The sequence below is a fragment of the Enterobacteriaceae endosymbiont of Plateumaris rustica genome, from assembly GCF_012562965.1.
Lineage (GTDB): Bacteria > Pseudomonadota > Gammaproteobacteria > Enterobacterales > Enterobacteriaceae.
Genome location: NZ_CP046228.1, coordinates 229,705 through 255,334 on the forward strand (window position 1 = coordinate 229,705; position 25,630 = coordinate 255,334).

Annotated in this window: 18 protein-coding genes and 1 pseudogene; 11 read left to right on the forward strand and 8 right to left on the reverse strand. The window is 19.8% G+C overall.

The features are described from left to right. The first annotated feature begins 13 nt into the window (after positions 1-13). From odhB to lpdA, 8 genes are all read left to right on the forward strand, one after another. A complete protein-coding gene (odhB, locus tag GJT82_RS01085; protein ID WP_168819400.1) occupies positions 14-1,195 on the forward strand; it encodes a 2-oxoglutarate dehydrogenase complex dihydrolipoyllysine-residue succinyltransferase in 1,182 nt (393 codons plus the stop codon). Between the two features lie 218 nt (positions 1,196-1,413). Beyond that, positions 1,414-2,976, forward strand: coding sequence for a cytochrome ubiquinol oxidase subunit I (locus GJT82_RS01090; RefSeq protein WP_168819402.1), 1,563 nt, complete (start codon positions 1,414-1,416; stop codon positions 2,974-2,976). A gap of 52 nt (positions 2,977-3,028) precedes the next feature. Next, complete coding sequence (cydB, locus tag GJT82_RS01095) at positions 3,029-4,168, forward strand: cytochrome d ubiquinol oxidase subunit II (RefSeq protein ID WP_168819404.1); 1,140 nt, start codon at positions 3,029-3,031, stop codon at positions 4,166-4,168. Between the two features lie 30 nt (positions 4,169-4,198). Then, positions 4,199-4,288 carry a cytochrome bd-I oxidase subunit CydX gene (gene cydX, locus GJT82_RS01100; protein ID WP_168819406.1) on the forward strand — a complete coding sequence of 30 codons (90 nt, stop codon included), beginning with the start codon at positions 4,199-4,201 and terminating at the stop codon, positions 4,286-4,288. Between the two features lie 233 nt (positions 4,289-4,521). Further along, positions 4,522-6,420 (forward strand): DNA topoisomerase IV subunit B, encoded by a 1,899-nt coding sequence (parE, locus tag GJT82_RS01105; RefSeq protein ID WP_168819408.1) that lies wholly within the window; start codon positions 4,522-4,524, stop codon positions 6,418-6,420. A gap of 341 nt (positions 6,421-6,761) precedes the next feature. Then, entirely contained in the window at positions 6,762-9,425 is a 2,664-nt protein-coding gene (gene aceE / locus GJT82_RS01110; protein WP_168819410.1) for a pyruvate dehydrogenase (acetyl-transferring), homodimeric type, read from the forward strand. 11 nt (positions 9,426-9,436) lie between these two features. Next, positions 9,437-10,927, forward strand: coding sequence for a 2-oxo acid dehydrogenase subunit E2 (locus GJT82_RS01115; protein ID WP_168819412.1), 1,491 nt, complete (start codon positions 9,437-9,439; stop codon positions 10,925-10,927). A gap of 60 nt (positions 10,928-10,987) precedes the next feature. Then, entirely contained in the window at positions 10,988-12,412 is a 1,425-nt protein-coding gene (gene lpdA / locus GJT82_RS01120; RefSeq protein ID WP_246225658.1) for a dihydrolipoyl dehydrogenase, read from the forward strand. 199 nt (positions 12,413-12,611) lie between these two features. On the opposite strand, the gene dapE is transcribed toward lpdA, so the two are convergent. The 7 genes and pseudogenes from dapE to GJT82_RS01155 form a co-directional block, all read right to left on the reverse strand. Further along, entirely contained in the window at positions 12,612-13,793 is a 1,182-nt protein-coding gene (gene dapE, locus GJT82_RS01125; RefSeq protein WP_168819414.1) for a succinyl-diaminopimelate desuccinylase, read from the reverse strand. A gap of 59 nt (positions 13,794-13,852) precedes the next feature. After that, positions 13,853-16,189 carry an endopeptidase La gene (gene lon / locus GJT82_RS01130; protein ID WP_168819416.1) on the reverse strand — a complete coding sequence of 779 codons (2,337 nt, stop codon included), beginning with the start codon at positions 16,187-16,189 and terminating at the stop codon, positions 13,853-13,855. A gap of 121 nt (positions 16,190-16,310) precedes the next feature. Further along, complete coding sequence (gene clpX, locus GJT82_RS01135; RefSeq protein ID WP_168819418.1) at positions 16,311-17,570, reverse strand: ATP-dependent Clp protease ATP-binding subunit ClpX; 1,260 nt, start codon at positions 17,568-17,570, stop codon at positions 16,311-16,313. A 63-nt stretch (positions 17,571-17,633) separates the two neighbouring features. Then, complete coding sequence (gene clpP / locus GJT82_RS01140) at positions 17,634-18,212, reverse strand: ATP-dependent Clp endopeptidase proteolytic subunit ClpP (protein ID WP_168820040.1); 579 nt, start codon at positions 18,210-18,212, stop codon at positions 17,634-17,636. 109 nt (positions 18,213-18,321) lie between these two features. Then, positions 18,322-19,377, reverse strand: a pseudogene (locus tag GJT82_RS01145) (trigger factor); the annotation flags it as partial. Positions 19,378-19,608: 231 nt separating this feature from the next. After that, complete coding sequence (locus tag GJT82_RS01150) at positions 19,609-19,893, reverse strand: BolA/IbaG family iron-sulfur metabolism protein (RefSeq protein ID WP_168819420.1); 285 nt, start codon at positions 19,891-19,893, stop codon at positions 19,609-19,611. 127 nt (positions 19,894-20,020) lie between these two features. Further along, entirely contained in the window at positions 20,021-20,779 is a 759-nt protein-coding gene (locus tag GJT82_RS01155; protein ID WP_168819422.1) for an inositol monophosphatase family protein, read from the reverse strand. Between the two features lie 187 nt (positions 20,780-20,966). Here GJT82_RS01155 and GJT82_RS01160 point away from each other — a divergent pair, with 187 nt between their 5' ends. From GJT82_RS01160 to GJT82_RS01170, 3 genes are all read left to right on the forward strand, one after another. Then, positions 20,967-21,542 (forward strand): NifU family protein, encoded by a 576-nt coding sequence (locus tag GJT82_RS01160; protein WP_168819425.1) that lies wholly within the window; start codon positions 20,967-20,969, stop codon positions 21,540-21,542. 79 nt (positions 21,543-21,621) lie between these two features. Beyond that, the gene (locus tag GJT82_RS01165) at positions 21,622-22,509 is read left to right on the forward strand and encodes a homoserine O-succinyltransferase (RefSeq protein ID WP_168819427.1); all 888 of its coding nucleotides are present in this window, start codon (positions 21,622-21,624) and stop codon (positions 22,507-22,509) included. Between the two features lie 71 nt (positions 22,510-22,580). Next, complete coding sequence (locus GJT82_RS01170) at positions 22,581-24,308, forward strand: proline--tRNA ligase (RefSeq protein WP_168819429.1); 1,728 nt, start codon at positions 22,581-22,583, stop codon at positions 24,306-24,308. Here the strand turns inward: GJT82_RS01170 and tilS are convergent. Continuing rightward, on the reverse strand, positions 24,301-25,623 hold the full coding sequence (tilS, locus tag GJT82_RS01175; RefSeq protein ID WP_168819437.1) for a tRNA lysidine(34) synthetase TilS: 1,323 nt from the start codon (positions 25,621-25,623) through the stop codon (positions 24,301-24,303). The two genes, GJT82_RS01170 and tilS, sit on opposite strands and share 8 nt — an antisense overlap. Positions 25,624-25,630 lie beyond the last annotated feature (7 nt).

Here is a 25,630-nt window from a genome sequence, read left to right on the forward strand (position 1 = left end):
TCAGGATAAATATATGAATATTATTAATATTATTGTTCCAGAATTACCGGAATCAGTTAATAACGCTGTTATAGTTCAGTGGCATAAAAAAACAGGAGATAAAATATATCTTGATGATATTCTTGTAGAATTAGAAACTGATAAAGTTATATTAGAAGTCCCTGCTACTCATAATGGTATTTTAAATAGTATTTTAGTTAATGCAGGTGATGTAGTACAATCTCAACAAATTATAGGTACAATAAATTTAATAGAAAATTTAAAAAAAGATACTATACTAAATATATCAAATAATAAAAAAATTTTTTTAAAAGAACAAATTAATCATATTAATGAAAAAAATTTTACAAATAAAACTATTGATGATTTTAGTCCATCCATTCGTAAAAAGATTAAACAAAATAATATTACTATCGATCAAATAAATAATTTTAATAATTTAAATATAAATAAATTAAAAAAATTTCAAACAAAAGAAAAAAATAGATTATTAAAAAATAATTTTAGACGTGTTAAAATGACACAAATCAGGAAACATATTGCTAAAAGATTAATGGAGTCAAAAAATAATTCTGTAATGTTAACAACTTTTAATGAAGTTAATATGCAAGAAATTATTAATTTAAAAAATAAATATGGTAAAATTTTTCAAAAAAAATATGAAATTAAATTAGGTTTAACATCTTTTCATGTAAAAGCTGTTTCTCAAGCACTTAAATCTTTTCCCAAACTTAATGCATTTATAGATGGAGAAGATATTATTTATAATGACATATATCATATTAATATTGCATTATCAACAGAAAGAGGTTTGTTAACTCCAATTATAAAAAACACAAATAATTTATCTTTAGTTGAAATTGAAAAAAAAATAAAAAAATTAATTATTAAAGCAAATACAAATAAATTATCTGTTGATGATTTATCTAGTGGTAATTTTACCATTACTAATGGAGGAGTTTTTGGATCTCTTATATCTACACCTATTATTAATCCACCACAAAGTGCTATATTAGGTATACATGCTATTAATAATAGACCATTTGTATTAAATAATAAAATTAGTATTGTTCCTATAATGTATTTAGCATTATCATATGATCATCGTTTAATAGATGGAAAAGATTCAATAAAATTTTTATTTTTGATAAAACAATTATTAGAAGATCCATTTCGTTTATTATTAAATATTTAAATTAATTATATTTATTTATAATTAAAAAAATTAATATTCTTATTTAATATAATATTAAAATTGAAAATATCTAATTACGTAAAACAAAAATTAATTATAATCTTTTTATAAAAATATAATTTTATATTTAATTTAAATTAATATATAGTTAATATTATATTATTTATTAAATAAATAATTTATTAAATATATAAAATATTATTAGTTAAGGATTAATAATGTTAAATGTTATTGAATTATCAAGATTACAATTTGCATTAACAGCAATGTATCATTTTATATTTGTTCCTTTAACATTAGGCATGTCTTTTTTATTAGCTATAATGGAAACATTATATATTTTATCTGGTAATATAATATATAGAGACATGACGCAATTTTGGGGAAAATTATTCGGTATAAATTTTGTTTTAGGAGTAGCTACTGGATTAACAATGGAATTTCAATTTGGAACAAATTGGTCATATTATTCACATTATGTAGGAGATATTTTTGGAGCACCATTAGCAATTGAAGGATTAATGGCTTTTTTTCTAGAATCAACCTTTGTTGGTTTATTTTTTTTAGGATGGAATCGTTTGAATAAAATTCAACATATGATTGTTACTTGGTTAGTAGCAATTGGTTCTAATTTTTCTGCTTTATGGATTCTTATAGCTAATGCATGGATGCAAAATCCAATAGCTTCTCATTTTAATTATAAAAATATGAGAATGGAAATGGATAGTTTTTGGAAATTAATTTTTAATCCTGTAGCTCAAGTAAAATTTGTACATACAGTTTCTGCAGGATATACAACAGGAGCAATATTTATAATTGGTATTAGTGCTTATTATCTTTTAAAAAAAAGAGATATTTTATTTGCAAAAAAATCAATAATTATTGCATCTAGTTTTGGTTTAGCTTCTATTTTTTCTGTATTAGTTCTTGGTGATGAATCTGGATATCAAATGGGAGAAATACAAAAAACTAAACTGGCAGCTATTGAAGCAGAATGGGAGACACAAAAACCACCAGCATCATTTACAATTATAGGTTTTCCTAATCAGAAATATCAATTAAATGAATATTCAATAGAAATTCCTTATTTATTAGGTTTAATAGCTACGAGATCTACAAATACTCCTATTTTAGGAATTAAAGATTTAATTAAAAATCATGAATCAAAAATTAATAATGGTTTAAAAGCTTTAATTATTCTTGAAAAAATACAAAATGGTACAGCTAATAATAATAATATAGATTATTTTAATAAAATTAAAAAAGATTTAGGATATGGTTTTTTAGTTAAACAATATACTAATAATATAAATAATATAAATATAAATCAAATTAAAAAAATAGCTATAAATACCATTCCTATGGTAGCACCTTTATTTTTTGCTTTTAGAATTATGGTTCTTTCTAGCTTAATTTTATTAATTACCATTATTTTAGTATTTATTAATATATTAAACGATAAATTAATAAATAAAAAATATTTACTAAAATTTTGTTTGTATATAATTCCATTACCTTGGATTGCATCTGAATCAGGATGGTTTGTTTCTGAATATGGTAGGCAACCATGGGCAATAGGTGAAATATTACCTACATTTATGGCTGGTTCATCTATTAAAACAGTAGATGTTTTATTTTCTATAATTACTATTTTTATTTTTTATACAATATTATTATTAATTGAGTTATATTTAATGTTTAAAATTGCGCGTATTGGTCCTAGTAATTTAAATACAGGAAAATATTATTTTGAAAAAAAAATTTTTTCTAATAAAATATAATTTTTATATAAATAAATTATATAAAAATCTATACTATAATAGGTTATTTTAAATGTTAGATTATAATACTTTATGTATAATTTGGTGGATTTTAATTGGAATATTAATTATTGGATTCCTTATTACTGATGGTTTAGATATGGGTGTAGGAATTTTATTATTCATAATAGGTAAAAATAATATTGAAAGAAGAATTATGATCAATAGTATTGCACCTCATTGGGATGGTAATCAAGTTTGGTTAATTACAGTAGGTGGTGCATTATTTGCAGCTTGGCCTATTGTATATGCTACACTTTTTTCTAGTTTTTATATAGCAATGATAATAATGTTGTTATCATTATTTTTACGTCCTGTAGGATTTGAATATCGTTCTAAAATAAAAAATTATAAATGGCAAAATTTATGTGATATATTAATTTCTATAGGAAGTATTATTCCTCCTATTATAATAGGAATAGCTGTAGGAAACTTATTAAATGGTATTCCTTTTTACATTGATAAATATTTTCGTATTCATTCCTCATTACATTTTTTAAATTTATTTAATATGTTTAGTATAATTATTAGTATTACTAGTATTATTATGTTTATTAATCAAGCATCTACTTATTTACAACTTAGAATATATGATAAATACATTAATTATAAAACTAATATTATTATTCAAATATCATCAATAATGTTAATTATATTTTTTATATTATCATTTATTAATATTATTTTTTATATTAAAGGATATGAATTACATTCATTAATATTTAATAATATAACTAATTTAAATAAAAAAGAAATTTTACATATATATGGTTCTTGGTTTTTTAATTTTCAAACACATAATTATTTATTAATAATACCATTATTATGTTTAATTTTACCAATTTTTACAATAATATATTCATTATATAAAAATAGAATAATGTCCTTTATTTGTTCTTCATTAACTATTATATTTATGGTATGTACTGTAGGAATAATAATGTTTCCTTTTATTATACCTTCTAGTATTAGACCTAAAGATAGTCTTACTATGTGGAATGCAGTATCAAGTCAACTTACATTAAATATAATGTTATATGCAGCTATTATTTTTGTACCTATAGTTTTAAGTTATACTTTTTGGTGTTATAAAAAAATGTTTTTTCCTATTACTAGAGAAGAAATTAAAAATAATACAAATAATTATTATTAAATACAATTTAATTAAAATGGTGGTAAAAATATGTGGTATTTTACATGGTTTATAGGTGTTTTATTAGCATGTTTTTTTAGTATAATAATTGCTTTAACTATAGAATATAAAGAAAAATAAAAAAATAAATAATATATTATTTAAAAAATAATATTAATATTAATTTATATTTTAATTTTAAAATATTTATTTTTAATAATTTAAATAAAATAGTAATTTATTAGATAATTTTCTTTATTATAAGAATATATTATTATTTAACTAAATATTTAATTTTATTAATATTAATTATATATTTAAATAATAACATATTTATAATATAACATATTTAAATAAACTTTTTTTAATAAAGAATGAATAATTCAAATAAATATAATGCTGATGCTATCGAAGTATTAGAAGGATTAGATCCTGTAAGACGTAGACCAGGAATGTATACAGATCTTACTAGACCTAATCATTTAGGTCAAGAAGTTATAGATAATAGTGTAGATGAAGCATTATCTGGTTATGCAAAAAATATTGAAGTAATTTTATATAAAGATCAATCATTAGAAGTCATTGATGACGGTAGAGGTATGCCTGTTGATATACATCCTCAAGAAAAAATTCCAGCTGTAGAACTCATTTTATGTCGTTTGCATGCAGGAAGTAAATTTTCTAATAAGAATTATAATTTTTCTGGGGGATTACATGGAGTTGGAATATCTGTAGTAAATGCATTATCTAAAAAAATGAAAGTTACTATATTTCGTCATGGTAAAATTTATACTATAATTTTTAAAAATGGTTATAAGATACAAGATCTTCAAATAATAAATCATACAAAAATAGTACATACTGGAACAAAAATAAGGTTTTGGCCTAATGAATGTTTTTTTGATCATTCTACTTTTTTAGTTTCTAATCTAATAAATGTATTGAAAGCTAAGGCTATATTATGTCCAGGTTTACAAGTATATTTTAAAAATAAAAATACAAAAGATAATTATCATTGGCATTATAAAGATGGGTTATCTGATTATTTATCTAATTCCATAAAAAATTTTACTACAATACCTAATATTCCATTTAAAGGTGAATATTATAATGATAAAAAACATATAAATTGGGCTTTATTTTGGGTTCCAGAAAATCATCACTTTCTTACAGAAAGTTATGTTAATTTAATTCCAACAACATATGGAGGAACTCATGTTAATGGTTTACGTTTAGGATTACTAGATGCTATGCGTAATTTTTGTCATTTTCATAATATTTTACCTAGAAATGTAAAATTATTAGGAGAAGATATTTGGAATCATTGTTCATATGTATTATCTATAAAAATTCAAGATCCACAATTTACAGGACAAACTAAAGAAAAATTATCTTCACGTCAGTGTACAATATTTGTTTCTAATATAATTAGAGATTCCTTTATTTTATGGTTAAATCAAAATATTGAAATTGGTAATTATTTAGCTGATATGGTAATTTCTAATGCTCAGAAACGCATTAGAGAATCAAAGAAATTTGTTAAAAAAAAAAATAATATTAGTTCTATATTACCTGGTAAATTAGCTGATTGTATAATTCATAATTCTGAAAATACAGAACTTTTTCTAGTTGAAGGAGATTCAGCAGGAGGTTCTGCTAAACAAGCTAGAGACAGATATTATCAAGCAGTTATGCCTTTAAAAGGAAAAATTTTGAACACATGGGAAATTAATTCTGAAGATATTTTATCTTCTCAAGAAATATATGATATTTCTCTTGCAATAGGAATTTATCCTAATAATAAAGATTTAAAAAAATTAAGATATAATAAAATTTGTATTTTAGCTGATGCTGATTCAGATGGATTACATATTGCTACATTATTATGTGCTTTATTTATTCGTCATTTTTTTTCATTAGTGAAAGAAGGTCATATTTATGTTGCTATGCCTCCTTTATATCGTATTGATATAGGTAAAGAAGTATTTTATGCTTTAGATGAAAATGAAAAAATTACTATTTTAGATAAATTAAAAAATAGAAAAAATCAAATTAATGTTCAAAGATTTAAAGGATTAGGAGAAATGAATCCTATTCAATTAAGAGAAACGACACTAAATCCTGTTAGTAGGAAATTAGTACAATTAATAATTAATAATACTGATAAAGAAATAAAAAAATCATTATCTATTATGGATATGTTACTTTCTAAAAAAAGAGCTGAAGATCGTCGTAAATGGTTGCAAAGAAAAGGTGATATTTCTAATATATAAATTTAAAAAATATTTGTTAATTTATAATAAAATTAATTATATTAATATTTATTATAATATAATAATAAATTAATTAATTTAAGAAAATTATTTAATAAAATATTTCATTTTTTATAAAAAAATATCAATTTTAATTGATATTTTTTATACTAAGAAATAATCATATATTGAATATAATATATTATAAGTTTTAATATTACATAAAATTATTTTAATAATTATATTAATATTTAATTTGTTTTAATTAAATAAAATTTAATTTAAATTATTAATTAATAATTTTTATCAAAAAATTTAATATATATTTATATAATTTTTATTAAAATAAGGAATAATACACCATGTCAGATAATTCATATAATGACGTGGATCCAATTGAAACTAATGATTGGATACAATCCATAGTATCAGTTATAAAAGAAGAAGGTATTGAAAGAGCAGAATTTTTACTAAAAAAATTAATAATACATGCTAATAAATATGGAGTAACTTTAAAAACAAAAAAAAATAATTATATTAATACTATTTCATTAGAAAATGAACCTATATATCCTGGAAATATTATTTTAGAAAAAAAAATAAGATCTTTTATTCGTTGGAATGCAATTATGATGGTTTTAAAAGCTTCAAAAAAAAATTTAGATTTAGGAGGTCATATTTCATCTTTTCAATCTGCAGCACATATTTATGAAGTTTGTTTTAATCATTTTTTTCGAGCATCAAATAAAGATAATAATGGAGATATAATTTATTTTCAAGGACACGTTTCTCCAGGAATATATTCTAGAGCTTTTATTGAAGGAAGATTAAATACAAATAATCTTAATAATTTTCGTCAAGAAATATTAGGTGAAGGATTATCCTCATATCCACATCCTAAATTAATGCCTAATTTTTGGCAATTTCCTACTGTATCTATGGGTTTAGGTCCTATAGCAGCAATATACCAAGCAAAATTTCTTAAATATCTTAAAAATAGAGAATTAAAAAATACATCTAAACAAAAAATTTATGCATTTATAGGTGATGGTGAAATGGATGAACCTGAATCTAAAGGTGCTATTAATATAGCAGTACGTGAAAAATTAGATAACTTAATTTTTGTTGTAAATTGTAATTTACAACGCTTAGATGGACCTGTTTATGGTAATGGTAAAATTATTAATGAATTAGAAAATATTTTTTTTGGTGCTGGTTGGGAAGTAATAAAAGTAATTTGGGGTCATAATTGGGATTTCTTATTGAAAAAAGATAAGACAGGAAAATTAATCCAATTAATGAATGAAACTATTGATGGAAACTATCAAAATTTTAAATCAAAAAATGGTGATTATATTAGAAAAAATTTTTTTGGAAAATATCAAGAAACACTAAATCTTGTAAAAGATATGACTGATCTAGAAATAGAACAATTAAATTATGGTGGACATGATTCTAAAAAAATTTATGCTGCTTTTAAAAAAGCACATAATATTAAAAATAAACCTATAATCATATTAATACATACAATTAAAGGTTATGGTCTTGGAAATATAGCTGAAAGTAAAAATATAGCACATCAAATAAAAAAAATGGATTTTAAATCTATTGAATATATTAGAAATCGTTTAAATATACCGATTGATAATATGAATTTACATTTTTTACCTTATATCACTTTTGATAAAAATTCTAAAGAACATAAATATATTCATGATCAAAGAAAAAAATTAGGAGGATATGTACCTTTTAGGAAGAGAAATTTTAGTGAAATATTAAAATTACCATCTTTATCTGATTTTAATTCTTTATTTAAAAAACAAGAAAAAAAAATATCAACTACTATAGTTTTTATAAGAATATTAAATATAATGTTAAGGAATAATAATATTAAAAATAGAATTGTACCTATCATTGCTGATGAAGCACGTACATTTGGTATGGAAGGTCTTTTTAGACAAATAGGAATTTATAATTCTAATGGATTAAATTATATACCACAAGATATAGAATTATTAGCTTATTATAAAGAAGATAAAAAAGGACAAATTTTACAAGAAGGTATAAATGAATCAGGAGCATTTGCTTCTTGGTTAGCTGCAGCTACATCTTATTCTACTAATAATTTTCCTATGATACCTTTTTATATTTATTATTCTATGTTTGGTTTTCAAAGAATAGGTGATTTTTGTTGGGCTGCTGGAGATCAACAAGCTAGAGGATTTTTAATAGGAGCAACTTCCGGAAGAACTACATTAAATGGTGAAGGATTACAACATGAAGATGGTCATAGTCATATTCACTCTTTAACTATTCCTAATTGTATTTCATATGATCCTGCATATGCATATGAAATAGCTATAATTATATATAATGGTTTACAAAGAATGTATGGTAAAAAACAAGAAAATATATATTATTATATAACTACCACAAATGAAAATTATCATATGCCAGAATTAATTCCTAATTCAAATATTGAATATGGAATTTGTAAAGGAATTTATAAATTAAAAATAATTAAAGGAAATACAACTACTATTCAATTATTAGGATCAGGATCAATATTACGTCATGTTATTAAAGCTGGAAAAATTTTACATAAAGAATATAATATAGGATCTAATATTTTTAGTGTAACTTCTTTTACAGAATTAGCTAGAGAAGGACAAGATTGTGATAGATGGAATATGTTACATCCATTAGAAAAAAATCGTATACCATATATTACAAGTATTATGAATAATGAACCAACAGTAGCTACTACTGATTATATGAAACTTTTTGCAGAACAAGTTCGTAAGTATATACCATCAAATAATTATATCGTTTTAGGAACAGATGGTTTTGGACGTTCTGATAGTCGTAAAAATTTACGTGATTTTTTTGAAATTAACGAATTATATATTGTTTTAGCAACATTAAATATGTTAATTAAATTAGATTTAATTAATAAAAAATTAGTTTTAAATTTTATTAAAAAATATAATATTAATGTGAATAAAAATAATCCTAGAATATCATAAAAAGGAAAAATATGAATATAAAAATAAAATTACCAGATATAGGAATTGAAGAAATGAAAGTTACTGATATTCTAGTAAAAAAAGGAGATAAAATACATAAAGATGAATCTATTATTGTTATAGAAGGGGAAAAAACTTCTATGGAAATACCTTCAACAGAAAATGGTATTATAAAAAAAATTAAGGTATCTATTGGTGATAATGTACATACAGATTCTGTAATTTTAGAATTAGATAATAATATTTCAAAAATAAATGAAAAAATTATTTCTAGTAAAATTAAAGAAACAATTTTAGATGTTAATAAAATTAATAAAATAATTATTCCTAATATTAGTAATGGATTTATGAAAATAATTAAAATTTTTGTAAATGAAGGAGATAAAATTTATAAAGATAATCCATTAGTAACCTTAGCAAATAATAAAAATAATTTTAATGTAACTTCACCATATAATGGTATTATACAAAAAATAATAATTAAAAATGGTGATAATGTTAAATCTGGTGATATTATAATATTAATATCTAATTTTATATCAAAAAATATAGAAGAAAATAATATAAATAAAAATTATTTATTAAATATAAATAATATTGTTAAAAAAAATAGTATACATGCTTCTCCTTCAGTAAGAAAAATAGCAAGACAATTAAATATTAATTTATTAAATATTATAGGTAGTGGTAATAAAAATAGAATTTTAAAAGAAGATTTATTGAAATATATTTCAATAAATAATAACCAAAAAAATATAAATAATATTTCTTCTTCTTTATCTTCAAATTATTTTAAACAATTTGGAGAAATAGAAGAAAAAGAAATGAATCAAATTCAAAAAATATCAAGTACAAATTTAACTAAAAATTGGATAAATATTCCTCATGTTACTCAAAATATTGAAGCTGATATAACTAAATTAGAATCATTTCGCATCAAAAAAAATAACGAATTTAATAGAAATAATCAAAATATAAAAATTACATTATTAAGTTTTTTAATTAAAATATGTGCAAATGCTTTAAAAAAATATCCTATATTTAATTCTTCTTTATTAGATAATAAAAAAATAATTTTTAAAAAATATTATAATATAGGTATAGCTATAAATACTAATAAAGGATTATTAGTACCAGTTATATTTAATTTAATTAATAAAAATATCATTGATATATCTAAAGAATTAATTTTATTATCTAATAAAGCTAAATTAGGAAAATTAATTCCTAGTGATATGCAAGGTGGATGTTTTACAATATCTAATTTAGGTAGTAAACCAGGTAATTTTTTTACTCCTATAATTAATTCGCCTGAAATAGCAATTTTAGGAATATCTCAAGCTAATATTAAACCTTTTTGGAATGGAAAAAAATTTATTCCTCATCTCATATTACCATTATCTTTATCATATGATCATAGAGTTATAAATGGTGTTGAAGCTATTATTTTTTTAAATTATATTTGCAATTTAATATCTGATATTAGAAATTTATTAATGTAATAAAAATAAAATAAAAATAAAAATTAAATAATAAATTCATTGTAATTAATTATAGAGATAATGATGAGTATAAAAATTAAAACTTCAGTTGTTGTAATAGGAGGAGGACCTTCAGGATATTCTGCTGCATTTCGTTGTAGTGATTTAGGTATTAAAACTATAATAGTAGAAAATTATCCAAATTTAGGTGGTGTATGTCTAAATGTTGGATGTATACCCTCTAAAACATTATTACATATAGCAAAAATAATAAAAGAAAATACTAATTTTTTTAATAAAGGTATTTTAAATAGTATTCCAAATTTAAATATAGAGAAAATTATTTTATGGAAAGATAAGATAATAAAAAAATTATCTAACGGATTAAATTTTCTTGCACGTACTAGAAAAATAGATATTATTAATGGAATTGGTACATTTAAAACACAAAATATTCTTAATGTAAAAAATAATAATAATAATTATCAAATAGAATTTAAATATGCTATTATTGCTACAGGATCTCAACCTATAAAAATACCATTTATTCCTTATAATGATAATAGAATATGGAATTCTACAGATGCTTTATTGTTAAAAACAATTCCTAAAAAGATGTTAATTTTAGGTTGTGGTATTATTGGTTTAGAAATGGCGACAATTTATCATGCTTTAGGAACAGAAATTAATATTGTTGAAACGTCAGATAAAATATTACCATTAGTCGATGACGATATCATACAAATTTATAATAATGATATAAAAAATAAATTTAATATAATGTTAAATACAAAAATTATATCTATAGATGATAATAATAAAAATTTATTACAAGTCTATATGACTAATGATAATAATAAATCTATTTTTTCTAAAAAATATGATGTTATTTTAATAGCTATAGGAAGAACACCAAATTCAAATTTTATTAAAAATAATTCATTTGATATAAAACTTAATGATGGATTTATTAAAGTTAATAATCAAATGAGAACTAATATTCCTAATATATATGCTATTGGAGATGTAATAGGACATCCTATGTTAGCTCATAAAGGAATTTATGAAGGTCATTTAGTAGCAGAAATTATTTCCGGTAAAAATCATTTTTTTATTCCAAAAGTAATACCTTCTATTGCTTATACTGATCCAGAAATAGGTTGGGTAGGAGTAACAGAAAAAGAAGCAAAAATAAAAAATATAAATTATGGAATTGCTTCTATGCCATGGAATACTTTAGGCAGAGGATTATGTTCTAATGCAGAAAATGGTTTAACAAAATTAATTTTTGATAAAAATACTAATAAAATTATCGGTGGTTTAGTTATTGGATATAATGCTGGTGAATTATTAGGAGAAATTAGTTTAGCAATAGAAATGGGATGTGATGCAGAAGATATATCATTAACTATACATGCTCATCCAACATTCTATGAATCTATAGGTATAACTACAGAAATATTTTTAGGATCAGCAACAGATATATTAAATAAAAAAATAATTTAATATAATAAAAAATTTTAATTTCAAAATTAAATGGAAGTAATTAAATATTATTAATTACTCTCCATTGATACTTATATAAATAATTTTATAAATAAAGTTATTTTATTTACATTTTTTATAATAATAATTAAATTTTATTTATATATTTTTTTAAAGATAAAAATAATTTATATTATATATATTAAATCAATTTATAAATTTAATTATATAATAAAATATCTTTTATAATATTATAATATATTTTACTTAATAAATAAAGATCATTGACTTTTACACATTCATTAATTTTATGAATAGTAGAATTTATAAGTCCTAATTCTATTACTTGTGCTTTACTTTTTATAAGAAAACGAGCATCAGATGTACCACCATCATTAATAATTGTTGGTTTTATATTATTTACTAATTTAATATTTTTTTTAACAATATTTATTAAATTTTTTTTATTTAAGTTATTTTTTTGAAATAAATTTAAAAAAGGAAATCCACTAATATTCCATTTAATATTAAAATTTTTAATATATTTTTGAATAATTTTATTAAAAATATTTAATATATTTTTATAATTAATCTCATTATTAAATCTAAAATTAAATTTTAATAAAACATCACCGGGAATAATATTATTGATATTATTTTTAATTGATGATATTATATGAGTTATTTGCATACTAGTTTCTGGAAAAAAAATATTTCCTTCATCCCATTTAATTAATAATAATTCATTTAAAGCAGGAATTATTTGATGAATAGGATTATTTGCTAACTTATGATAAGCAACATGACCTTGAGTTCCTTTAACAATTAATTCAATATTTAAGGAACCTCTTCGTCCATTTTTTATATTATCTCCTAATATTTTTTTGCTTGTTGGTTCACCTAATATAAAATAATCTAATTTTTCTTTTCTATCTATTAGTTTTTGAATAATTTTTTTAGTACCATTAATAGCTGTACCTTCTTCATCAGAAGTAATTAAAAAAGCTAAACGACCATTATAATATTTAGAATATTTTTTAAAAAATATTGTAGCTGCAATAATCATCGAAGCTAAAGCTCCTTTCATATCAACAGAACCACGACCATATAATATATTATTTTTAATAGTAGCTTTAAATGGATTAAATTTCCATTTTTTTATATCTCCTGGAGGAACAATATCTGTATGACCAGCAAAAATTAATGTATCAATTATATTGATATCTGTATTATTATGACGGTAAGCCCAAAAATTTTTAGTATCTTTTATATTAAAAATTTCTATATTAAAATTTAATTTAATTAAATGATCTATTAAAATATCTTGACATCCTGCATCATAAGGACTAATAGAAGGACAATTAATTAATTTTTTTGTTAATGTTACTATTTGTTTTAACATATTTTTTATTATTTTATACTATATTGATTAAATAATTATTGTTTAATAATAAATTTTTATTATTTATGAATTTTATTTTGTAAAGCTAATAACCATACTTCTTCTATTTTTTTTACAGGAAAAATTTTTAAATCAGTAATAATATTTTTAGGTATATCTTCTAAGTTTCTTTTATTTTTTTCAGGAATTATAACAGTATGAACTCCTCCTCTATGAGCAGCTAATAATTTTTCTTTTAATCCACCTATAGGTAAAACTTGTCCTCTTAATGTAATTTCTCCTGTCATAGCTATATTAGCTTTTACGGGATTATTAGTTAAACATGATATAAGTGCTATACACATTGCAATTCCAGCACTAGGTCCATCTTTGGGTGTAGCTCCTTCTGGAACATGAACATGTATATCTAATTTTTTATAAAAATCATTATTTATACCTAATATTTTTGATCTTGATCTTACAACAGTAAGAGCTGCTTGTATAGATTCTTGCATTACTTCACCTAAAGATCCTGTATATGTTAGTTTTCCTTTTCCAGACATACATGCAGTTTCAATTGTCAATAAATCTCCTCCAGACTCTGTCCATGCTAATCCTGTAACTTGTCCAATAAGATTTTCATTTTCTGATTTACCATAATCAAATTTTTTTACTCCTAAATATTTTTTTAAATTTAAACTATCTATTAAAATAGATTTAATATTTTTTTTTATTAAAATAGTTTTAACTGTTTTTCTACACAAAGTAGATAATTCTCGTTCTAAATTACGAACTCCAGATTCCCTAGTATAAAACCTAATTATATCTATAATAGCTGTATCAGATATTTTTAATTCATTTTTTTTTAAAGCATTTCTATTAAATTGTTTTGGTAATAAATATTTTTGAGCTATATTTAATTTTTCATCTTCAGTATATCCAGATAATCTAATAACTTCCATTCTATCTAATAATGGAGATGGAATATTAATAATTGAATTAGAAGTTGCTACAAACATAACATCAGATAAATCATAATCAACTTCAAGGTAATGATCATTAAAAGAAATATTTTGTTCTGGATCTAATACTTCTAATAATGCTGATGCAGGATCACCTCTCATATCATATGAAATTTTATCTATTTCATCTAATAAAAGTAAGGGATTTTTAACTCCTATTCTAGATATTTTTTGAATAATTTTACCAGGCATAGAACCTATATATGTACGTCTATGTCCTCTTATTTCACCTTCATCACGAATTCCACCTAACGCCATTCTAATAAATTTTCTTCCAGTAGTTTTAGCAATAGATTTTCCTAATGATGTTTTACCTACTCCAGGTGGACCAACTAAACATAAAATAGGTCCTCTTATTTTATTTGATCTATTTTGTATTGCTAAATATTCTAAAATACGTTCTTTTACATTTTCTAAACCAAAATGATCAGCATCTAAAGTTTTTTTTGCTTTAGATAAATTTTTTTTTAATTTACTTTTATTACTCCATGGTATTTGTAATAACCATTCTATATAACCTCTAACTACTGTTGCTTCTGCTGACATTGGAGACATCATTTTTAATTTTTGTAATTCAGATTCAGCTTTTTCTTTAGCTTCATTTGGCATTTTAGCTAATTCTATTTTTCTTTTTAATATTTCATTTTCATCAAGATTATTATCCATTTCTCCTAATTCTTTTTGAATAGCTTTAATTTGTTCATTTAAATAATATTCTCTTTGACTTTTTTCCATTTGTTTTTTTACTCTATTACGGATTTTCTTTTCAACTTGTAATAAATCAATTTCTGATTCCATAATAGCCATAAGATATTCTAACCTTTCATTAATATTAGACATTTCTAAAATTAATTGTTTATCTTTCAATTTTAAAGGCATATGTGATGCAATAGTATCTGCTAATTTTGCTGCATTATTTATATTATTTAATGATGTAAGTACTTCTGGTGGGATTTTTTTATTTAACTTAATATAACCTTCAAATTGATTAATAGCTGTTCTTACTAAAACTTTTTGTTCTTTTTCTTCAATATTTGGAGAAACTATATAAATAGCCTGAGCAATAAAATAATTACTATTATCAGTAAGAGTAATTATATGAGCTCTTTGTAATCCTTCTACTAATATTTTTACAGTACCATCGGGTAATTTTAACATTTGTAAAATATTAGTAATAGTACCAACAGAAAATAAATCATCAATGCTAGGATTATCTTTAGATGCATCTTTTTGAGCAACTAACATAATTTTTTTATTATTATCCATAGCAGCTGATAAACAGCGAATAGATTTTTCCCTACCAATAAATAAAGGAATGACCATATGAGGATATACTACAACATCACGTAATGGCAACACAGGTATTACAATACGTTCTGAATTCTCAGAGTTCATAGAGATCTCTCTTTATTTTTATGATAAATTTTAAATGATATGATTTATAAAAATATAAATTTAATATAAAAAATAAAAAATATTTATTAATTTAATGAATACTTCTATTTTTATAAAAAAACTATTTAATATTATTTTTATATTCAATAATTGGTTCAGATGAATTATTAATTACTTCACTATTAATTATAACTTTTTTTATATTATTTAATGAAGGTAGATCATACATTATATTTAATAATTGTTTTTCTATTATAGATCTTAATCCACGTGCTCCTATATTTAATAACATTGCCTTTTTTGCAATAGCATTAATAGCATCATTTTGAAATTCTAATTTTATATTTTCATATTTAAATAGAGCTTGATATTGTTTAGTTAAAGCATTTTTAGGTTCTAATAAAATTTTTATTAATCCATTTTTATCTATTTTTTCTAATGGAACAATAATTGGTAATCTTCCTATAAATTCAGGAATTAATCCAAATTTAATTAAATCATCAGGATTAACATTTAAAAATGATTGATATTTATCTTTTTTAAAATTATTATTTTTTACTTTAATACTGAAACCAATTTTATTAGAGACATTTAATCTATTAGAAATAATTTTATCTAAACCATAAAATGATCCAGCACAAATAAATAATATATCTTTTGTATCTACTTGAATAAATTCTTCTTGAGGATGTTTTCTACCTCCTTTTGGTGGTATTGAAGATATAGTACCTTCAATTAATTTTAATAAAGCTTGTTGTACTCCTTCACCAGAAACGTCTCTAGTTATAGAAACATTTTCAGATTTTTTTGAAATTTTATCAATTTCATCAATATATATAATTCCTTTTTGTGCTTTTATTATGTCATAATTAGATTTCTGTAATAATTTTTGAATAATATTTTCAACATCTTCACCAACATAACCTGCTTCTGTTAAAGTAGTAGCATCAGTGATAGCAAAAGGTACATCTAAAAAATTTGCTAATGTTTTAGCTAAAAGAGTTTTACCACATCCAGTAGGACCTAATAATAAAATATTACTTTTTTCTATTTCTATATTTTTATAATTATTATTATATAATCTTTTATAGTGATTATAAACTGCTACTGAAAGTATTTTTTTTGCTATTTTTTGATTAATAACATAATTATTTAGATAATTAAAAATTTCATGGGGTGTAGGTAATTTTTTATTATTATGTAAATAAATATTATTATTTTGATTATTAAATTCTTCTTGAAGCATATTATTACATAAATAAATACATTTATCACAAATATAAACAGAATTACCAGATATTAATTTATTAACTTCATTTTGATATTTTCCACAAAAAGAACAACATAAAAAAATATTTGATTGCTCTTTGTTATTTATCATTAAATAACCTCATCTATAAATAAACAAAATAATAAAATTTATATATTTAAATAATATTAATTATTATTTACGATTATATATAATTTTATCTATAAGACCATATTTTACTGCTTTTTCAGCTGATAAAAATCTATCTCTATCAGTATCTTTTTCAATAATATCTATTGGTTGACCTGTATGAAATGACATTAATTTATTTATATGTTTTTTAATTCTTAAAATTTCTTGAGTATGAATTTCAATATCTGTTGCTTGTCCTTGATAACTACCTATTGGTTGATGTATCATCATTCTTGCATTAGGTAAACAAAATCTTTTATTTTTTTTTCCTGATGAAAGTAAAAAAGCAGCCATTGAACATGATTGTCCTATACATATAGTACTAATATCTGGTTTAACAAATTGCATTGTATCATATATTGACATACCTGATGTTATATTACCTCCTGGACTATTTATATAAAGATATATGTCTTTATTAGAATTTTCTGATTCTAAAAATAATATTTGGGCAACTATTAAATTAGCCATATTATCTTCAATTTTTCCTATAAGAAAAATAATTCTTTCTTTTAATAATCTAGAAAAAATATCATAAGATCTTTCTCCTCTAGGAGTTTGTTCAATAACCATTGGTATCATATTTAATTTATTTTTAATAAAAATTTTATTATTTTTTGTATATAACATTATTTATTTATCCTTTATTTAAATATATATTTATTTTTTTATAAAGTATATTATATAAAATTTATTTTATAGTTACATAAATTTTTATAATATTTATAAATTCACGTTTAATATCTTTATAACTATATTGAATTTTATTCATTAATATTTTTTTTAATATTATTTGAATTACTTGATGTTCTAATATTAAATTATATAATTTTTGTATTAAATTATTATTTTTAAGATAATATTTTATTATTTTTTTAAATTTAATATCATTATAATATATAAAAAAAGATAATTCTTCATAAAGAAAATTAATTATTAAATTTTTATTAAATTTAATTTTATTTTGTTTATATATTTTATTAATAGAATCAAATTCTGAATTAATTAATAATAATGGTAATTTTATTTTTTTATGTAAATTAATTAAAAGATTAATTACTTTATATTTAATAATGTAACGAATCATTTTATTTATTTTAAATTTTAATTTATTTTCAAATATTTTATATAAATTTTTAAAAGTAAAACTAGTAATAGAATTAGAATTAAATATATTTTTTTTAATTATAAATACAGTTTTACAATTTTCTACTCTTTTAATTAAAATAGAAAAATTTTGTTTTGTTCCAACTAATTCTTTATCAGGATAATTATCTGAAATTAATACAATAAGATTGAATTGATCTCCATTTTTTTTATTAATAATATTTGGTTCTAAATTAGATATTATTTTCCATTTATTAGACAATATTAACTTAATATTAGTAAATTTTTTATTATTTACATAATTAAATATATCAATAGTTACCCTATCTAAAGAATTAACTATTTGATTTTTTTTATCTAACCATATAATATTTTTATCATAAAATTTAGAAATATAATTATTAATATCATTATTACTAATTTTTACTGTAGGAATATCTATTTTTATATCATTAAATTTTAATAAATTACATTTAGGATAAATTTGAAATGTAACAGTAAAAATAAAATTTTTAGCTATTTCATATTTACTATAATTATATTCAGGTATACCTATTATATTTATTTTTTTAGATTGAAATTTTTTTAAAATTTTTTTTTTCATTAAATTATTTAATATATTTGATTGTACTAATTTTTTATAAAAATTTTCAAAATATTAAAAGGAACTTTTCCTTTATGAAATTCTTTAATTATTTTATTTTTTGATATAAATTTTAATTTTTTTTAATAATATCTTCTATAATAAGATTATTAATTTTAAAAAAAATTTTATGTTTTATATCTTGTAATTTTAAATTATACATAATTTTATACTTTACATATATTATAAATAATAATTTATATTAGATAAATGATTTTAAATAAAATTTTAATTATTAACATTATAACAATTAGGAATAATAGGTGTTGTATATTTTAATTTTTTCCATTCTTTAATAGTATAAGTATATAATGATAACGCGTGAATATTCTTTATTAATTCTTTATTTAAAATACTATATATAGATCTATGACGAGTAATAAAATTTTGACCGATAAAATGATCACTTACTATAATAATTTTAAAATGATTTTTAATATGATTATTATTAATTTTTAAATATACTGGATTAAATATAATTTTTAATTTATTTTCTATTTTTTTTTGCAACATAATTTTTACTTTATTAAGTTAAATAAGATATAAATTATATTTATTAATATTTTATAAAAATATTAATAATAGGTTTATTAACTTATATTAAAATTTATAAAAACTTTATATAAAAAACAAGATATTTTTAATTTTTTTTTATTTGAGATATGAAAAATTTAATTATAGTAGAATTTCCAACTAATATATTTTGTGAATATTTATAATTACAATTTCCTGAAAAATCTGTTATTAATCCTCCTGATTCTTTTATAATAAGTTCTCCAGCTATAAATTTATCAAAATTAGTCATATTATTACTTATATAACCATTAATTCTATTAGCAGCTAAATATGCTAAATCTAAAGATAAAGATCCACTAATACGAAAAGATATTAAATTATTCATAAATAATTTAATTAAATTAATATTTATATTTTTTTTAAAAATAAAATTTTCATTTAAGGCAAATAGTATATTCTGATTATTTAAATAATTATTATTAAAACGTAATCTATATCCATTTAATTGTGCATATTGCCCTCTAATAGCTGTAAATAAATCATTTTTTAATGGATCATAAATTAATGATATTTCTGTTTTATCTTTTATACAAATAGCTATAGAAATAGAAAAATGAGGTAATTTATTTATAAAATTTATAATTCCATCTAAAGGATTTATAATCCATTTAGTTTTTTTATATTTAAAAATAAATATTCCTCTTTTATCTACAATAATAATTTTTTTTGAATATATATTAGTAATTTTTTGTAAAATAATATTTTTTATGTTCTTATTCATTTTTTCATTAAAAATATTTGTTGTTTGTATTTCATAATTTTTAAGAATAAAATCACCAATTTGACGAATTATACGTATAGCAATATTTAGCATTGGACGCATATATATTTTCTCATTAAGTATATAGTATATAGATTAAAAATATTTTATAATAAATATTTAAATTTTATTAAAAAATAAAAAAATTAATATTTTTTATATATTAAATAATTTATATACAATATAATTGTAATTTTATTAAAAAATATTATAAAATATTTTTTATTATTAATAAATTTAATCGATCTTTATGTTAAAAATTACTAGCATGGCAGAAAAATATCTTTATTATTTATTATCTTCCAAAAAAAATAAACTAATAAGAATTAGAATTATTAATAATAAAAATAATTCTTTTAAAGGAAATGTTTATTTTTGTGATAAAAAAGAAATAAAAGATACTGATTTTGAATTTCAGTTAAAAAATTTTTCTATATTTATCGAAAAAAATAATTTTCAATTACTACAAAAATTAAAAATAGATTTAATTAATGATACTTTTAATAAAAAATTAACATTCACAATAACACAAAAAGATACTAATAAAAATAATAAAAAATTAATTTTTTTAAAAGAAAAAATCAATTTATTTTTAAAAGAGAAAATTAATCCTAAATTATTAAATCATGGAGGTTATGTAATATTAAAAAAAATTACTCAAGACTATTTATTAATGTTAGAATTTTATGGAGGTTGTAAAGGTTGTTCTATGATTAATAATACTTTTAAATATTGGATTGAAAAAGAATTATTAAATAATTTTACTGAATTAAAGGGAATTTCTGATATTACAAAACATAATGTTAATAAATTTTCTTATTTTTAATAAAAAAAATAAAATATTTTAATAAATATTTTAATAAATATTATAAATATAATTTTATGTTATAAAAAAAGGTAGAAATATGCCAATAATAGTTCCGGAAGAATTACCTGCTATTAATTTTTTAAAAAAAGAAAATATAATTTTATTAACTAAATCAAAAAATTATAAAAAAATATTTTGTTCAAAAAAAATTATTATTTTAAATCTTATGTTTAAAAAAATAGATACAGAAAATCAACTTATTAGATTATTATCTAATTCTCCTTTGTTAATAAATTTATTTTTATTATGTATAAATGATTCTCAATCTAATAATATATCTTCTATAAAACATACAAAAAAATTTTATTTTACTTTAGAAGAAATTTATAATGAATATTTTGATGGATTAATTATTACTGGTGCTCCTTTAGGATTAATTAATTTTACTGAAATTAGATATTGGAAAAAATTTGTAAAAATAATTGAATGGGCAAAAAATCATGTAAATTATGTTTTGTCTATATGTTGGTCAGTACAAGCAATATTAAATATATTATATGATATACCTAAAAAAAATAATAAATTTAAATTATCAGGAATATTTAAACATAAAACTTTATTTAAAAATAATCTTTTAACAAAAGGTTTTGATGATTATTTTTTTGTTCCACATTCTAGATATGCTAATTTTTCTATAGATATAATAAAAAATTATACTGATTTAAATATTTTATCTATTTCTGAAAAAGCAGGAGCTTATTTATTAACTAGTAAAAATAAAAAATATACTTTTATTACTGGTCATCCAGAATATGATGCAGAAACTATAGCTAAAGAATATAAATCTGATTTAAATGTTAATTTAAAATCTTTAATTCCATTTAATTATTTTCCTAATAACGATATTTCATTAACTCCTAAAGTTAATTGGAGAAGTCATGGTAATTTATTATTTTCTAATTGGTTACATTATTTTATTTGTTAATATAATACAATTTAATTATTTATCAAATATAAAAAATATGTATTTAATTTATTACTAATAGGTTAAAACTAATGTTAGCTAGTAAATATTTATTTTTTACATCTAAAAACAAAATTCCAACTAATAAAATCAATAGTTATTATTTAATGATAAAATCTGGTATGATTAAACAATTATCTTCAGGAATATATACTTGGTTGCCAACAGGTTTAAGAATTATTAAAAATTTTAAAAAAATAATACGTAAACAAATGAATAATATAAATTTTATTGAAATTTTAATGCCTATAATACAACCTAGTAATATATGGGAAGTTAGTGGACGTATTTATGATTACGGAGATGAATTATTTAAAATAATAGATCGTAATAAACGAAATTTTTTTTTAGGACCTACTCATGAAGAAGTTATTACTTATCTAATTAATAATGAAATAAAATCATATAAAAATTTACCTTTAAATTTATATCAAATTCAAGTAAAATTTCGTGATGAAATTAGATCTCGTTTGGGTGTAGTACGTTCTAAAGAATTTTTAATGAAAGATGCGTATTCTTTTCATCTTAATGAAAAATCTCTAAAAAAAACATATAATATTATATTAGATACATATAAAAAAATTTTTGATTTAATTAAATTAAAATATTATATTATAAAAGGAGATAATAGTATTATAGGTGGAAAAATTTCTCATGAATTTCATATATTATCTAATAATGGAGAAGATTCTATTGCATTATCAAAATCGGGAAATGCATATAATACTAATTTAGTAAAATTTTTTATTTCTAAAAAGAAAATAAATATTAATAAAAATTTTTTAATTAAAAAATTAATAAAAATTAACAAATCAGTAAATTTTAAATATATTGCTAAAAAACTTAATTCATCAACTAGTAATATTATTAAAACTATTATAGTTAAAACTACGGAAAAAAAATTTTCTTTACTTGCTTTACTAATTAGAAGTGATTATAAAATAAATATTAATAAAATAGAAAAATTAAATGAAAATATATTAAAACCATTAAGTATTTTATCTGAGAAAGATATTATTAGTCTTTTTAAAGTAAATCAATATTCTTTAGGTCCTATTAATTTAAATATACCAATAATTGCTGATTATTCTGTAATTAATATGAGTAATTTTATTATAGGTTCAAATATTAACAATAAATATTATATTAATATTAATTGGAAAAGAGATTTACCAATTCCAAATAATATTCAAGATATTCGTAAAATATATAATAAAAATTTAACTTGTAATAAAAAAAATTCATTAATTATTAATAAAAGTATTGAAATAGCTCATATTTTTCAACTTGGTACAAAATATTCTAAATTAATGAATGTTACTATACAAAATATAAAAAAAGAAAAAATTCCTTTATATATGGGATGTTATGGAATTGGAATTTCTCGTATAATTGCAGCAATTATAGAACAAAATCATGATAATAATGGTATATATTGGCCTTCATCTCTTGCCCCATTTAAAGTCGCAATAATACCAATAAATATGTATAAATATAGTGTAATTAAAAAAATTTGTTTTGATATTTATCAAAAATTTATTTCTTTAAAAATAGAAGTAATTTTAGATGATAGAAAAGAAAGTCCTGGAGTTATGTTTAAAGATATAGATCTTATTGGAATACCTCATATAATTATTATTAATAATAATAATATTATAAATAATAATGTTGAATATAAATTTCGAAAAACAGGAGAAAAACAAATAATATCTATAAATAAAATTATTGATTTTATTATAAATAAAGAAAAATTTAATTAAAATTTTTATCCCAAAAGATAAAATTTTCTTCTTTTTCGTTATTAATTCCTTCTATTGTTACTAAATTATTTTGTAATTCAGCAATAAATATATTATTATAAAATAATAATGGAATGTTATTTCTTTCCCATATAGGAATATTAAGTTTATTCCATATGTTATGTATTTTGTTTTTTTTTTTAAGATTTAAAAAATAATATTCACCAGTAATATAAAATTTTATAAATACTATTTCTTTTTTTTTAGGTTTTCTTATTTGAAGAGTATTTTTTTTATATTTACTTAAAAAGATTAATTTTCCTAAATTATTGGGTAATATAAACGGGATTAATACATTAATCCATTTATAAATATTATTTTTTAAAGTAAAAAAATTTTTTATACAATATAAACATGAATTGTATTTTCTAATTTGATAATTGCTTATTTTTACATATGATTTAAAATTTGATTTCGAACATACAACTTCTTCCCATATTATTGATAATACTTTTCTGGAAGGCATTTGACATTTATTATATTCAATCCATTTCCTAATTATAGTATTTCTTTTTATAATACTATATTTATGTAAAGGAATAAAAAATAAACTATTATTATATTGTATTAATTTTTTCATGACTGAACTTAGTAAATCTGTTATTAATTCTTCTTGTTCACGACAAATAGATGAAGTTTTTAATACAGATTTTTTAAAAAAAGGCCATCTATAATGTAGATGTGGTAAAATTATATTACGTAAAAAATTTCGATCATATTTATTATTTAAATTACTTTGATCTTCTATCCAATCTAAATTATTTTTCATAGCATAATTTAATAATTCTTTACGACTTATATTTAATAAAGGACGAAATAATCGTAATTTATTTATAATATGTGTTTGAGATATTCCTGATAATCCTTTTGGACCACTACCTCTTTTCAAAAATAATAAAATAGTTTCATATTGATCATCTAAATGATGAGCTGTTACTATAATTTCATTATTTTCAATAATATTATTAAATATTTTATATCTTTCTATACGTGCTTTTTCTTCAATATTACCTTTCTTATGATTTAAAATTATATTTTTACATATTATTGGTATATTCCATTTTTGACATTTTAAAAAACATATTTTAGACCATTCTTTTGAATAAAAGTTCAAATTATGATTAATATGAATAGCTCTTAATTTTATATAAGGATATTTTTTACGTAATTTAACTAAATTAAATAATAAAACTGTAGAATCTAATCCTCCACTATAAGCTACTAATATTTTTTGTAATTTATGTAAAATAAACTGTATTTTTTTTGTAAATATCATTTTTGTA

Coding starts and splice junctions, on each gene's coding strand:
- clpP (WP_168820040.1), bottom strand. CDS start 18,212: ATGATACCAATGGTTATTGAACAAACTCCTAGAGGAGAAAGATCTTAT.
- parE (WP_168819408.1), top strand. CDS start 4,522: ATGAATAATTCAAATAAATATAATGCTGATGCTATCGAAGTATTAGAA.
- lon (WP_168819416.1), bottom strand. CDS start 16,189: ATGAACTCTGAGAATTCAGAACGTATTGTAATACCTGTGTTGCCATTA.
- cydB (WP_168819404.1), top strand. CDS start 3,029: ATGTTAGATTATAATACTTTATGTATAATTTGGTGGATTTTAATTGGA.
- GJT82_RS01115 (WP_168819412.1), top strand. CDS start 9,437: ATGAATATAAAAATAAAATTACCAGATATAGGAATTGAAGAAATGAAA.
- tilS (WP_168819437.1), bottom strand. CDS start 25,623: ATGATATTTACAAAAAAAATACAGTTTATTTTACATAAATTACAAAAA.
- clpX (WP_168819418.1), bottom strand. CDS start 17,570: ATGATAAATAACAAAGAGCAATCAAATATTTTTTTATGTTGTTCTTTT.
- odhB (WP_168819400.1), top strand. CDS start 14: ATGAATATTATTAATATTATTGTTCCAGAATTACCGGAATCAGTTAAT.
- GJT82_RS01165 (WP_168819427.1), top strand. CDS start 21,622: ATGCCAATAATAGTTCCGGAAGAATTACCTGCTATTAATTTTTTAAAA.
- GJT82_RS01155 (WP_168819422.1), bottom strand. CDS start 20,779: ATGCGTCCAATGCTAAATATTGCTATACGTATAATTCGTCAAATTGGT.
- GJT82_RS01170 (WP_168819429.1), top strand. CDS start 22,581: ATGTTAGCTAGTAAATATTTATTTTTTACATCTAAAAACAAAATTCCA.
- GJT82_RS01150 (WP_168819420.1), bottom strand. CDS start 19,893: ATGTTGCAAAAAAAAATAGAAAATAAATTAAAAATTATATTTAATCCA.
- cydX (WP_168819406.1), top strand. CDS start 4,199: ATGTGGTATTTTACATGGTTTATAGGTGTTTTATTAGCATGTTTTTTT.
- GJT82_RS01090 (WP_168819402.1), top strand. CDS start 1,414: ATGTTAAATGTTATTGAATTATCAAGATTACAATTTGCATTAACAGCA.
- lpdA (WP_246225658.1), top strand. CDS start 10,988: ATGATGAGTATAAAAATTAAAACTTCAGTTGTTGTAATAGGAGGAGGA.
- dapE (WP_168819414.1), bottom strand. CDS start 13,793: ATGTTAAAACAAATAGTAACATTAACAAAAAAATTAATTAATTGTCCT.
- GJT82_RS01160 (WP_168819425.1), top strand. CDS start 20,967: ATGTTAAAAATTACTAGCATGGCAGAAAAATATCTTTATTATTTATTA.
- aceE (WP_168819410.1), top strand. CDS start 6,762: ATGTCAGATAATTCATATAATGACGTGGATCCAATTGAAACTAATGAT.